Raw genomic sequence first — 13,595 nt, forward strand, 5'->3', positions numbered from 1 at the left:
CAGCCGAGTTCACGTGCGTCGTCTCCCGTCGGAGAGCAGCGTTGCGTTCGATCTTTAGTACAACGTTGGTGCGCCGACGCGTTGATGAATTTGGTTGCAGACTTGCGGTTCGATGCGCAAGCACTCGGCCAGCGAACGCAGGTAGTCGGCTTCACGTTTCGTGTCCAAATGCATCGCCATCAGCGATACCTGGTACACCTCGTACTCCATTCCCACCGGAACGTTGTGTACGAAATCGTGGACGTCATGACGTCGACCAAATTCGCGACGCAGAAAATCAGATTCGGCACGATCGAGCGGTTGCAGTTGCTGCACGATGTTGTCTTGTTCGGCAGCGTCCAGTTTTCCATCGGCTTGGGCCGCCATGATCATGGCCAGTGTCAGCAGTTCAGCACGCTGGTTGTAGCCCAGTCCGCTGCCATGGCGATGGTCATCGTGATCATCATGGCGAGGGCGAGGAACACCGCGAACGGTAGGCGGCTTGGCGGGACGGTGTTGATTGACCCACTGCGATCCAGGCGGATACAGTTGGCCTCCTCCGTGGTGGTAGCGTGACACGCTATCACGCACCATTCGTTCTAGCGGTGGGTGCCGGGAGTGGTCGAAGCGTGGGTCACGATGCTGTTGCTGGTGCATGCGAGCGTCGTGGGCTTCCGCGACACCGTTAAGAACTTGGCCCAGCACTGCTCCTCGTCCGCCGTTTCTAGCCGCGCGTTGGCTTAGCATCGCGCCAAGAATTCTTACTGCATCCATTTTGTCGTCCTTCGAATAGCGGCCAGGCTTACCCTGGTAAATAAAAAAGTTCGAACTACTGATTCAGGCCATCGCGTTTGAGCATACCGAGGATGTTTTGAACCACTTGAGTGTTTTGGTTAGCAACATCCTGAGTTTCCCCGATATCAGTCTCTAAATCATAGAGTCGCCAGTCGGGCTTCGTTGTCGGTTGTGGTTTCGCTTTCTTTTTTGCTGGGCGATATTGCACCAATTTCCATTTCCCGTGGCGCACACCGACCGAAGTCGTGCCTTCGCTGCTGGCCCAATACAGATAGTCGTGCTTTGATTGTTGGTTCGTTTTGCCCATCAAAGTGGACGCATAAGAAATGCCGTCCGACGGAGGAGCGTCCACGCCAGCAAGTTCGCAGGCGGTCGGCAGATAATCCCAGAACGCCGAAGGGTGGTTCGATTCAGATCCAGCTGCAATCTTTCCAGGCCAGCGGGCAATCAGGGGAACGCGGATGCCGCCATCGTGCATCGAACGTTTGTATCCGGTCAGCGGACCGTTGGAGTCAAAGAACTCGTGCTGGTGACCTCCCTCTTGGTGAGGTCCGTTGTCGGATGTGAAAAAGATCACGGTCTTTTCATCGAGCGACAGTTCTTGAAGCAGCGCCAGCAGTTTGCCAACGTCGCCATCCATTCGGCTAATCATGGCCGCAAAACCTTTCTCTGGATTGGGCCAATCGCGATCGGCGTATTGTCCATAGTCCGGCACTTCCATCCCGTCGCCACTGACTCGGCCGCCTTCGTTGTTGGCATGCGGAATTGTCCAGTGGATGTGCAACAGGAAAGGGTTGTCCTTGTGCTCGCGAACGAATCTTAACGATCGGTCCGTCATCACGTCATGCGAATACGTTTCTCGCTCGCTTGAAACGCGTCCGCGACCTTTCGGAAAGTCACCAATTACGTTGCCCGGCAAGACGACTTGCGTTTTGTTTTCCCAGAGAAAAGGCGGATAGAAGTTATGTGCATTGCTCTGGCTCATGTAGCCAAACCAATAATCAAATCCATTGTTGTTGGGGTGGCCATCGTTGTTGATCTGATTGGGGGTTTCGACATGTCCAAGAGCCCACTTGCCTACGCCGCCCGTGGCGTAACCTGCTGATTTGAGCGAGCGTGCCACGGTCTTTTCGGTTCCGGTCAGGCTGCGCGATCGATTTCCGATCAGACCTGTGTGCCCAACATGTTGACCGGTCCAAAGGACCAGTCGCGAAGGTCGGCAGACGGTATGCCCCGAGTAGTGATCGGTGAAACGCATGCCTTCGGTGGCCAGTCGATCAATGTTAGGCGTCTGGATGACTTTTTGGCCGTAGCAACCCAGATCACCGTATCCTAAATCATCACACATGATGTAGATGATATTGGGTTGGTTGCCCGCCGCATTTGCGGCGACGCAGCTACACGCAACTAGGCAGGCCAAAACTAGGCAAGCAGTCTTTCGGGTCATCGTTTGTTCTTGGGATCAAGGTTAGCGTCAAGTTGGTCTTTACTCACGGAAGAATCCACACCACTTGCGGGGACTTCGGCTTTCGCGACCCAGAGCAAAGCGTTCAACACGACTTTGCGAAAATCGTCGTTGCCCCAGTTGTCGTGATAGTGGCCACCGGTAAAACCGAAGCCACGTCCACCGTCAGGTCGCTCAACGGCCCACATCATTGCCTCGGCCCGACCTTTGGATGCTTGAATGTGTTGATAGGGACCTTTGGGATACACGTACGGACCATCGCGAACATCGTCGGACGGAGTTGCGACCAGGATTGGCGTGAACTTAAGGCCTTCGACTTCGGCGGCGTTGGTCCCGTCGATACCAGCGGCGAATCGCATGTTGAAATACCACTCATCTTTGATTTGGAACGGTTTGACTCCGTTGGCAATCGGGTGATCTGGAAAGGTGACAAAATTTGGTTCCCACATCGGATTGCACGAGTGCATGTTTTCGTAGTGGCCACCGATCCAGCGTTTGAACTCCGCACTTGCGTCTTCGGCCAATATTTCGACCCCGTAGTGCATAAAGCCCAGCCCAACGCCTTTTTTGGCCCACTCGTCGACCATCTTTAGTCGGCGTCCTTCTTCTTTGACGACTTCGTGTTTCTTGCCACCGTCCATGTAAAAGATGACCGCGTCGGCGCCTTCAAACACGGTTTCGTCGGCGGGCCAACCATTTAAGACGATGGTGAGATCCACGCCGGGCGCGTCCTTCAATGACTCGCTCAGCAGTTGCACTCCTGCGTTGAATTCGTGCATGCGAGGCGGGTGCGATGGTTTTCCGGCGACGACAACGATTTTTTTCTCGGTGGCATCGTCGGCTTGTGCCGAAACGATTCCGAGAAAAAGGAGAGTGAGAATGAAGCGAAGTGATTTCATGGGGGCCTCTAGGTAGGTGCCTCTGTTCACTGCCGTAATCTGTCCAGCAAAATTGGGCATCGGGACAGTGAAGGCAGCGGTTTACAAATAGTTTTTCATTTCAACCGTCTGTCCCGCGCGAACCGATTCTTCGGCGGCCAAGCACATCGCGACCGACCAGCGGCCATCGTCGGCCGTGCAATGAAGGGGCACGTTTCGGCGAATCGCATCGACCATGCGGGCAATTTGATCTTCTAATTCAAATAGCTCGCCAGTCGGTTTGTCGATTGGCACCGTTGTGACTTCCTCGCCATCGAATGCTCGTAGCGAAAACGTTGGGTGGCGTGTGCGATCCTTCGCTCCGCTCCACGAGGCCCAAAGCGCTCCCTTGGTGCCCGTGATCTTGACGGTTTGGTGGTGCTCAAATGCTGCAAGTGTTTGAGAGACGACTGCGTAACCTCCGCCGCTGAAGTGCATGATGGCACTAAAGTTGTCATGCAATTCGGGGTGGTCTTGTTGTTTTGAGTTCGCGGTTGCGTAGATCCGCTCGGGCTGACCCGAAGGCTCCATGTACCAACGTGCCAGATCAAAAAAGTGAATGGGTTCTTCCAAAATCCAGCTTCCGACTCGCGAAAGGTCATAACGCCATCCTTCGGCACCCATTCGGTACGGGTTCCGCGAAAGTTCGACCAACGTATAGAGCGGTTTGCCGATGAACCCGTCTTGAATCATCTGGTACGCCTTGCCCCACATCGATGACAAACGCAGTTCGTGTCCGACGCAAAACAGACGGTCATTTTCTTTTGCGATGCGAATCATGTCATCGCACTCATCCAACGCAACACCCATGGGTTTTTCGAGCAGCAAGTGTTTGCCGCCCGAGAGCACGGCGGACGCGACTGTGTGGTGCAGGTGACTGGGGACGACTACATCGACAACTTCCAGGTCATCGCGAGCAATCAGTTCATTAAAGTCGTTGTAGACAGTGGCGTTGGGATACGCCGCACGTGCGGCAGCGACCGATTCGTCGCTGCGTGCCGCGATCGCAACCAATTCGGCTCCCTCGGTGACCGTGATCGCATTGGCGTGGTGTTGTCCCCAAGCGCCGAAGCCGACGAGTCCAAATTTCACTGGTTTATCTGACATCAAAATCGTTTCCTAAAGTTCTCGAATCCAAATGTTGCGAAACTCGATTGGGTCGCCGTGATGTTGTAGCCCGATCGGACCACGCGGTGGAAGGTCCGGTAGCGGATCGCTGTGGACGACATGCTGTCCATTGAGTTGAACGGACAGGCGATTGTCCTGAAGAGTGATGCGAAAAGTATTCCACTCTCCAAGCGGCCGGTCGGCGACTTTGAAAGGAAGGCACGACTGGCGAAGTTTGATCGGCAGACGCTTGTTGGTTCGGTATCCATTGATTTCCCCGCTGCCAAGTTCCTGGCTCCAGATATTTGCTTGACAGTGAAAGTGGCCGCGAAAATAGATGCCGCTGTCGCCCGCATCGAGATGAGGGCGAGTGATGCGTTTGCCATTGTGGTCCATCAAGAAATCACCGTTCCACAGCACGATGGGGTGTTCTTTTAGTTTTGGTTTCGATGCTAATCGCCACTCGCAATAGAACTCCAATTCGCCGTAGTCGTCGTTCGTCCAAAGACTCTTGTCAAAACTCTTTTTTTGTGTCGCTCCCCCGTCGTAGTGAATGACGCCTTCTTTCACGGTCCAGTGCCCTTGATGACCTGGTTGCAAATTCCACGACGCCAGATCGGTGCCAGTGAACAGCGGCGAAAAACCTTGCTCGCGCAGTGACGCTGCATCGGCAAATCGGTTCGAAGGCAGGTCGGTAACGTCTTGGGATTCAGCCTGTGAACACAGCGTCAAAAAGAGCAAGCCTGTTAAGCAAATTAGCTTCATTGTCATAACCCACTGGTGGGCAAGAATTGAGTACATTGTGGAAACTGACAAACGTGACAACACAATAATCGATTTGAAACAGGAGATGGTGCTATCGGAATCGAACTGACGCAGTTGGCAAGCGGACGATCCTTGGATTCCGTTGGCTTAGGACTTTGGAAAATCGACAATGATTTGACTGCTGGCGTGGTGCAAACTGCGATCGATTGCGGTTACCGTCACTTCGATTCGGCCTGTGACTATGGCAATGAACGTGAAGCCGGCGATGGGTTTTCGGCGGCGATTGCTGGCGGCAAAGTGAAACGCGAGGATCTTTGGATCACGTCGAAACTGTGGAATACGTACCACCGGGCCGAACACGTGCGTCCAGCTCTCGAGCGAACATTGGCGGATCTACAAACCGATTATCTGGATTTGTATTTGATGCACTTCCCGATTGCACAATCCTATGTCCCATTCGACACGCGGTATCCGCCAGGGTGGTTCGACGATCCCGATGCCACGTCTCCGGCCATGAAACCTGAACATGTGCCGTTGATCGAAACCTGGCAGGCGATGGAAGAGTCGGTGTCGGCGGGCCTGGTCCGTGAGATTGGAGTCTGTAATTTCGGCACATCGCTTTTGCGTGATCTTTCCAATCAGGCCAGCGTTCAACCTGCCATGTTGCAAGTTGAACTGCACCCCTATTTGGTCCAAGAAAAGCTTGTGCGTTATTGTCGCGAGTCACAGATTGCTGTGACAGGTTTTTCACCCTTGGGAGCACAGTCTTATTTTCAATTGAATATGGCGCAAGCGGATGAGGCCGTGATTGAGCAAGCGATTGTCAAAGATATCGCCGCCAATTATTCGAAGACTCCCGCACAAGTCGTCCTTCGCTGGGGCGTTCAACGTGGTACGGCGATCGTGCCCAAGACCACCAGCGAATCTCGTTTGAAAGAAAACACTGCGTTGTTTGACTTCGAATTAACGGCCGAAGAAATGGCAAGCATCAACGGCTTGGATCGGCACCGCCGCTTCAACGATCCCGGTGAATTTTGCGAGGAAGCCTTCAATACCTTTTTTCCCATCTACGACTGATCCACCCCCAAGTTCGGTACCATGGACGAATTGGACCGCAGCAAAATTTACCGCGGCAGACGTTGCAGCGTTGGACTTCGTGGCGTTTGCACACAGATGCTCGCAAAAGTTTTCGACTCGGTGTTTTTGCCTCGCGTCGGTTTAGTGTTTCCGGCTGGAAAGCTTGATCAGACACTTTCCTTTCTGTCGATGTCCGCCCGCGTTTACCTCTACCCTCCTCAAAGCCCCACCTACTGACGATGCCGATTCAACCGACTCCTGTCGAAGGTCAACAGACTTATTCGCAGAGCGTGTTTCCCTTTGCGTACACCTCGGACGAACCTTGCACATTGGGGCAAGCAACGCAGTGGATAAGCGAGAATCGTGAACGACTGTTAGAGGAGGCTAATACTCACGGGGCGGTTTTGTTCCGCGGCATGGGAGTGGAGAGTGTCGAAGGTTTCGATGCGATGGTGGCATCCTTGTCGCTGGAGAATTTTCCCTACAAAAAATCGCTCTCCAACGCCGTTCGCGTCAACCGTACCGAGCGAGTCTTTTCGGCCAACGAAGCGCCCCCGGAAGTGCAGATTTTTTTTCATCACGAGATGGCACAGACGCCGCTGTTTCCGAAGTGGATTTTGTTTAGTTGCGAGATCGCGCCGCAAGAAGGTGGTGCAACGCCACTGTGTCGGTCCGATGTGCTGTTCGAGCGATTGCTGAAGGAGCGACCGGAGTTTGCCCAGGCTTGCGAAAATCGCGGTTTGCAATACTCCAATGTGATGCCCGGAATCGACGATGCGGCGTCTGGGATGGGACGGAGTTGGGCCAGTACGTTGGGCGTCGACAACAAAGAGGCCGCGGAAGCTCGTTTGGCGGAATTGGGCTACTCGTGGGAATGGCTCGCCAGCGGTGATCTCCGCGCGACCACGCCGCCGTTACCCGCGGTCATGGAGTTGGCGGACGGACGCAAAACTTTTTTCAATCAATTGATCGCAGCTTTCTGTGGCTGGAAAGATGAACGCAACGATCCTTCGAGTGCGATTCGGCATGGTGATGGGACGGTGTTGGATGCGGATGCCGTTCGACATGCCGCAACGATCGCCGACGAAATTACTTTTGATATGAATTGGCAGGTCGGCGATGTGGTGCTGATCGACAATACGGTCGTGATGCACGCGAGACGCTCGTTTGTTGGAAAACGAAAAGTCGTCGCGTCGTTGGCGCAGATGCAAACTCAGTCGTTTCAAGTTGCTTAAAGCAGTGTGGATACGACGCCCGAACGGGCGAGTGCCCTTGGCCGTTGGGGCCAACCCAGCTGATTGGCCAGTCCGTTAGGGCCAACTCATTGGCCGCGACTGTCCTGAATAGCTACTTAACCGATTGACGGCTTCACAGATAAACGGCTGTTTTGCTCGCCGCGTTTTGCTGCGAATTCATTCTGTGTGGCTTGTCGATAAATACTACAACGTCAAGAAGCACCCTCGCGAGTTACTCTCTCTCTTTCGGACTTTCAGAACATGGCGAACATTGACTCCAACCCGTCTGAATCCAAGCTTGCGTGGTACGAGGGAATATCCAAGTACCAATGGCTGGTACTGCTGATCGCGTCGCTGGGCTGGGTGTTTGATGTTTTCGAAGGGCAGATTTTTGTTGCTTCGATGCGAGATGCCATGCCGGATCTCTTGGGGGTGAACCCTGAAGACAAATCGGTCAGCGCCTGGAACAACATCGCGTTCGGTTTCTTTTTGCTCGGCGGTGCGTTAGGAGGAGTCGTTTTCGGTGTGATTAGCGATCGGATCGGTCGGTCCAAGACGATGATCTACACGATCTTGTTTTATTCGATGTTCACGTGCATCAGCGCGTTCGCGCAGGAAGCCTGGCAGATGGTGTTGCTACGGTTTTTGGTTGCGATGGGAGTTGGTGGTGAATGGGCGGTGGCGTCAGCCATGGTCGCCGAAGTTATGCCGGCACGTTCTCGGGCTGTGATGGGATCGATCTTTCATGCGTCCAGCGTGTTTGGAACGTTGTTGGCCGCTGCAACCATTGCCATGTTGATTGGTAACGTCGAACTGAATGCTCAGATCGCTGATGCAGGTTACGACCCTTGGCGAATTGGATTTGCCATCGGGGTCTTGCCAGCGATCTTGACGCTTTGGATTCGTTGGAAACTTCGCGAACCTGATTCGTGGGTGCGTGCACAAGAACGAGCAAAGGCGGACGAAACACAGAGACCAGGTCGGATTGGCGAACTGTTTGCCGCCCCGCAGTTGCGAGCCACCCTGGTCGGCGTCACTTTGGCCACCATCGGGCTGGTCACGTTTTGGGGCATTCACATTTATGGCAAGAACGCACTGCTAAGGCGGGCGCAAGCGGACGTGTTGCTGCAAGCCGGTGTGATCGACCCAGGACCCGATGCAGCTCAGGCGGACAAAGATGCATTTCAAGACGACAAGCGAGCGACGTTGGGAACCGACGAGAATAAGGCGCGAGTCAAGCGAGCAGAGATGCTCAGTATGGTATTGAACACGATCGGTGGCGGACTGGGGCTGGTCCTCTTTGGCTGGATTTCCAACATGCTGGGGCGAAAAGGTGCCTTCATTTTTTATCACTTGATTGCGTTTGGCTTGGTGATCCTGCTGTTTCAAGTTCTGCTGCCAAGTGACACATCGCCGATGGTGCTGGCGTTGGTGCTACCGGTGTTCGGGTTCTTTACGCTGGGGATGCACGCGGGCTATGCGGTGTATTTTCCGGAGCTGTTTCCTACCAGACTGCGTGGCACGGGAGCTGGGTTTTGTTTCAATATGGGGCGACTGGGAACAGCGGTCGCGTTCTTCGTGTTCGGTTTCTTGGTTCAGATTGCACCCGAGACTCAAGCACTTTGGCTGTGCCCGTTGTATTTGCTTGGTGCCGTTGTCGTTTTGTTTGGACGCGAAACCCGCGGCACGGAGTTGCCCGAGTAAGTGACGCCGGAATTAGTTATCGAGCTGGCTGCCATTGCGGCGATCGTTTTGGTCGCCGGCGTCGCACACAGCATCATCGGATTTGGATTCGGCATCATCGCGTTGGCGTTTCTGCCGATGGTGATCGATGTACGGATGGCACACATCATGCTGTCCCTGACAAGCTTGCCCATGCTGCTGATGGCTGCGTGGGCGTATCGAAAAGGAATCGACTGGCCGTCTCTTGTGCCGGCATTGATGGGAGCAGCATTGTTAATGCCAATCGGGTTGATGGCGTTTAGTTGGATGTCGATGGATTGGCTCGTTCGCGGAACCGGGCTCGCGATCTTAGCGACCACACTCAATGGCTTGCGAAAGAAAAAGACAGTTCACAAACCTTCCGCCCACGCTTCCCAGTTGGCATCGTTCTTTGCTGGAGCCCTGAGCGGATTCTTGGGCGGGGCCGTTAGCATCGCAGGGCCGCCGGTCGCAACCTTTGCACTGAACCAGGGGTGGAATGCTGATCGGTTCAAGTCCTTTGTAACGCAGTGCATCTTGGTCATCTGCATCTACAAAGTATCGGGCTTGGCTTTGGGTGGTTTGATCCAGACGTCCGATATGACCACCGCAATCTGGGCGACGCCTTTTACTCTGGTCGGAATCCAGTTGGGAGCCTGGGTGAGCAAGTTCATTGATCCGGACCGGTTCAAAGCGATCGTCGCTGTTGTACTGCTTGCAGTCGCGTGCCTGTTTCTATTGCGAGGATCGCCTGCAAAAGAAACAAAGCAATCGTCGTCTGATGCCAATGTGTCTGTCTCGCCTGGTTTAACGGCTCTCCCGGCAGCATTTGCACCAATCGCGATAGTCGACTCCGCCCACATTGGTTTGTGATTCGCCGGCGGTACTCCGGCCGTTCGCGACGATTGCGGTTAGTTTCGCTTGCATCTGTGCGACCAAATCAGGATGAGACTCTGCGACGTTCGTGGTTTCGGATAGGTCACGCTGGAGGTCGTAGAGTTTGTTGCCGTCTGCTGCTAGGATCAGTTTCCAGCGGCCATCGCGTATCGCAAAGTGTCCCTTCACGCCGTGGTGAACCAACGGCCCGTGATCAAACGGTTTGCCCCGGAGTGCTGCCGCAAAGCTTTCGCTGTCTTCACCCGCATCAGCGGGAAGATCGGTGCCGACGACTTCGGCCAGCGTCGCCAAAAGATCACTTTGGCAGACGGGAGCATCCGTCGTCGAATTTGCTTTGACGACTCGGGGCCAGCGAATAAAGAATGGCACCCGATGGCCGCCTTCGTAGAGGTCTCGCTTGCCACCGCGAAGCACACCGCTTGAATCGTGCTGAAACACATCGACGCGTTTTTTATACGTCGATTCGGCACCATTGTCTGATGTGAAAACGACGATCGTATTGTCCGCGATCTTTAGGCGGTCCAGCGTGTCAAGGATTTGCCCCAATCGGTGGTCCGTTTCGATCATGAAGTCGCCGTAGGCCCCGCACTTGGTTTTGCCGACGAACTCAGGAGCGGGGATCACTGGTTTGTGCGGTGACGTCAGCGGTACGTAGGCGAAAAACGGATGCTTGGAATTTTGTTCGATGAATTGGATCGCACGGTCAGTGAATCGGCTTAGAGCCTGCACGTCATCAAAGTCGTCCGCCACTTCCAGGGCGCCCCCCAATCGGCTTTTCTTCGGCTCGGACCCATACGGCGGCGTAATGCGGTAGGAGGATTTGTCGTACGTCACCAGTCCCGGTTTTTTGGCCGTCCACATGGCAGCTGGCTTGGTGACGCGGTCGCCTTCGAGCCAAGTCAGGACACCGTAGTTCATCGAGGCAGGAATGCCAAAAAATTCGTCAAATCCATGGTCGATCGGTCCATCGCGAAATGGTTGGGACCAATCTCGCTGGCCCGCTTTGCCGTCGAATTGCATGCCGAGGTGCCACTTACCAAACATTCCTGTTCGGTATCCTTTGTCCCGCAACAAAGACGCGATGGTCATTCGCCCGTCTTCGATCAATCCATGTTCGACGTCCGCGCCCATCACACCTGCCTTCAGCGAACTTCTCCAGCTGTAGCGTCCAGTCAGAAGTCCGTATCGCGAAGGCGTGCAGACTGTGTCGCTGCAGTGCCCATCGGTAAAGGTCATCCCCTCCCGAGCCAAGCGGTCGATGTTCGGCGTCTGAAACTTCGCAGTGGGATTCAGCGCGCTGACATCACCGACGCCCTGGTCGTCCGTGTAGACGATCACGACGTTGGGGCGGTTGGGATCGTCGGCATGACTTTTGATGCCAAAACCACAAATGCTGAGGCAGGCGATCGCTATCAGTTTCGCAGTGGGGGAGCGGATGGCTTGGAGTCGAGACGAACAGTGATGTGCCCCACTGGCTGAAGTTATTTGCGGCATGCTGCATTCCTAGGATTTGCGGAGAAGCCTAGAGCATATCAAGACAGCGAATCGCTTGCCCGGTTTCGTCAATTTGCGATCAATTATCGGATCAACTGCGCCGTCATCGCGATGATTGTCGACGCGGTCATTGCAAATTCAGACGGAGGTCACTTTGCTTGATTTCGAAGTGCTTTTCGCATGAACGGGTAGACGGCATCCAGCAACGACTTGCCGTCGACTTTTGCGTTCCATGCCGAATGACCGAAACCGTCTAATTTGAAATGCAGCAGTTCGGCTTGATAGTTTTTGAGCAATGCTTCGGCGTGATCATAGGGCACGACTTTGTCGTCCGTGCCGTGGACGACCAGCAGCGGTGCATCTTCGTTGTCAAACCTCTCGCGGCCGTCGTACCGTTTCAGCAGATCCAGCAACAACCCCGATCCCCAATGGTTGACCACGGCCTGCACCTTGGACGACTGATCTAAGTGAGTCGCTTCCAGCAAGGGGCGCTCTTTGTCGTTGACAAGTAGTTCATCGCGAAAGTCCGCTTCGTCGCTCGCAGCCAATGCCGTGCCGATGTATCCGCCCGCGGATCCTCCGTAAGCGATGATCGTGTCGGTATCCAGATTGTACTGAGCGGCGTGGGCGCGTATCCAGCGAATGGCAGCTTTTGCGTCGCGAGTAGCTGCGTACGTCGGATGGTTTGCAGGCCAACCGTCCGGAGCGATCGCTCGGTCTCCGTGTAATCGGTAGTTGATCGAAAAACACACCCAGCCGCGAGAGGCAAAGTAGTGGCCGGCACGCACCATCGACCTCATCAACGAATCCCCTGTCCAAAAGCCACCCGAATGAACCAGCAAAACGACGGGGCGTCCGGGAGCCGCTTTCTGCTGCGGTTGATAGATGTCAAGGGTTAAGTTTCGGGGATAGCAACGCGATGGGTCTGTCGGGTGATAAATCATTCCCTGGGCATAGGGCACACCACGCGTGACGAGCACTTCAAAGGTAGCACGATCAACGACGCGTTCGGCTTGGCTGTTGGCCGTCACGTCAGCATCGACCTGAAGCGAGCCCCGGGGTTTGATCTGAGAGGGGGACTGTGACGGAACCGTTTGGCCGTTCGCGATTGCGCACACGCAGGTTAGAAGAAAGCAGAACGCAAACACCAAGTGCGAGCGCAGGGCAGAATGCAAACCGGTGGTTGTTTTCTGAGATCGATTATTGTTCTTGAGGCGGGACATCAGGTGGGGGATTTCCGTTTGTTGTTGAAGCTTCTATTGGTCTCCCCGTCCACGCCGGCTGGCGAAACGGAAAGCTACGAAAGGGAGAACACCAAACTACCAGTGCCCCTGAACTCAGCAATTGTGAGGGCGTTTGCCAAGATGAGCAGTGGGGATTTCAATGTGCTTTGGAGTTGATCGTGACGCCGGGAAGGCGCAAATGGATACCGCAATCCGGATAATCCTCCGAATGCTCAGCGGGGCGATCTTCTTTGCACGTCCGGCAAATTGATTCGCATCTTCGCCACGGCGACCGTCCTAGATTCTGAAATCGGTTCTTTTTCTCCTTCTAAGTTTGGGCATTTTGATGCGTCTGTACCCTTTGACTGCCTTACTCACCTGCTGCTTGGTGTTTGCTGGCTGTGCTCCAGAAATTGAAATTGCGAATCCAGACCTGCCTTGGAGAACTGAATCACTGGCGATTGGCAACGCTAGTTTTGAGTATCCCACAGGACTAATTCGATACGAAAAAAGCAAATCGCCTTTGGCGTATCAATTGCTGGGTGAAAATGATCGATTTGGAATTTTGGTCGTTGCAGGTGACGAGCAAATCGGCGGCGGCTACGCGTCGGACATGATCGACAGTTGCATTGATTCGCAATCGCGTGTGGGCGAAATGCGCCCGATTCAAATTGGGGCCTACTCCGGTGTTCAGCAGGATCATCGCTCTCGGGACAACTTCGGGTATCGAGTCGGCACGGTGATCGTTTTGGAATCGGACAGCAACCGTTTGGTCTTTGATATCAGCTACTTGGAGCTTTTTGAAGACCAGCTACGGCCCGTCTATGAACGAGTCGTTGGGTCACTGAGTTGTGACGAGCAAGTCGAGCCGATTGAGGCATTAGCGGCCAATGCCGCCCGCCCCTGATCAGCGTCACGCCACATTGTGGCGTTCGCATTT

The 13,595-nt window shown here is 54.5% G+C and carries 12 protein-coding genes; 5 read left to right on the plus strand and 7 right to left on the minus strand.

What is annotated here, in order from left to right; all coding sequences use genetic code 11:
• Positions 1 to 54 precede the first annotated feature (54 nt).
• The 5 genes from K239x_RS08405 to K239x_RS08425 all read right to left on the minus strand — a co-directional run bounded on the left by K239x_RS08405 (position 55) and on the right by K239x_RS08425 (position 5,034).
• Entirely contained in the window at positions 55 to 753 is a 699-nt protein-coding gene (locus K239x_RS08405; RefSeq protein ID WP_419189825.1) for a DUF533 domain-containing protein, read from the minus strand.
• Positions 754 to 808: 55 nt separating this feature from the next.
• Positions 809 to 2,221: an arylsulfatase gene (locus K239x_RS08410; protein WP_145417397.1), complete on the minus strand. Its 1,413-nt coding sequence runs from the start codon at positions 2,219 to 2,221 to the stop codon at positions 809 to 811.
• Entirely contained in the window at positions 2,218 to 3,138 is a 921-nt protein-coding gene (locus tag K239x_RS08415) for a ThuA domain-containing protein (protein WP_145417398.1), read from the minus strand. Before K239x_RS08415 ends, K239x_RS08410 begins: the two co-directional genes overlap by 4 nt.
• A gap of 81 nt (positions 3,139 to 3,219) precedes the next feature.
• Positions 3,220 to 4,263, minus strand: coding sequence for a Gfo/Idh/MocA family protein (locus K239x_RS08420; RefSeq protein ID WP_145417399.1), 1,044 nt, complete (start codon positions 4,261 to 4,263; stop codon positions 3,220 to 3,222).
• Between the two features lie 12 nt (positions 4,264 to 4,275).
• On the minus strand, positions 4,276 to 5,034 hold the full coding sequence (locus tag K239x_RS08425) for a 3-keto-disaccharide hydrolase (protein ID WP_419189826.1): 759 nt from the start codon (positions 5,032 to 5,034) through the stop codon (positions 4,276 to 4,278).
• Positions 5,035 to 5,160: 126 nt separating this feature from the next.
• Between K239x_RS08425 and K239x_RS08430 the strand changes: the two genes are divergently transcribed.
• From K239x_RS08430 to K239x_RS08445, 4 genes are all read left to right on the plus strand, one after another.
• The gene (locus tag K239x_RS08430; RefSeq protein WP_473163573.1) at positions 5,161 to 6,105 is read left to right on the plus strand and encodes an aldo/keto reductase; all 945 of its coding nucleotides are present in this window, start codon (positions 5,161 to 5,163) and stop codon (positions 6,103 to 6,105) included.
• A gap of 239 nt (positions 6,106 to 6,344) precedes the next feature.
• Entirely contained in the window at positions 6,345 to 7,340 is a 996-nt protein-coding gene (locus tag K239x_RS08435; protein WP_145417402.1) for a TauD/TfdA family dioxygenase, read from the plus strand.
• Positions 7,341 to 7,601: 261 nt separating this feature from the next.
• The gene (locus K239x_RS08440) at positions 7,602 to 9,044 is read left to right on the plus strand and encodes an MFS transporter (RefSeq protein WP_145417403.1); all 1,443 of its coding nucleotides are present in this window, start codon (positions 7,602 to 7,604) and stop codon (positions 9,042 to 9,044) included.
• The gene (locus tag K239x_RS08445; protein ID WP_145417404.1) at positions 9,045 to 9,914 is read left to right on the plus strand and encodes a sulfite exporter TauE/SafE family protein; all 870 of its coding nucleotides are present in this window, start codon (positions 9,045 to 9,047) and stop codon (positions 9,912 to 9,914) included.
• Here the strand turns inward: K239x_RS08445 and K239x_RS08450 are convergent.
• Positions 9,849 to 11,432: a sulfatase family protein gene (locus K239x_RS08450; protein ID WP_145417405.1), complete on the minus strand. Its 1,584-nt coding sequence runs from the start codon at positions 11,430 to 11,432 to the stop codon at positions 9,849 to 9,851. The genes K239x_RS08445 and K239x_RS08450 overlap by 66 nt on opposite strands.
• Before the next feature lie 149 nt (positions 11,433 to 11,581).
• The gene (locus K239x_RS08455; protein ID WP_419189827.1) at positions 11,582 to 12,463 is read right to left on the minus strand and encodes a carboxylesterase family protein; all 882 of its coding nucleotides are present in this window, start codon (positions 12,461 to 12,463) and stop codon (positions 11,582 to 11,584) included.
• A 538-nt stretch (positions 12,464 to 13,001) separates the two neighbouring features.
• Between K239x_RS08455 and K239x_RS08460 the strand changes: the two genes are divergently transcribed.
• Complete coding sequence (locus K239x_RS08460) at positions 13,002 to 13,562, plus strand: hypothetical protein (RefSeq protein WP_419189828.1); 561 nt, start codon at positions 13,002 to 13,004, stop codon at positions 13,560 to 13,562.
• The last annotated feature ends 33 nt before the right edge of the window (positions 13,563 to 13,595 follow it).

The organism is Stieleria marina (assembly GCA_007741555.1).
Taxonomy (GTDB): Bacteria; Planctomycetota; Planctomycetia; order Pirellulales; family Pirellulaceae; genus K23-9.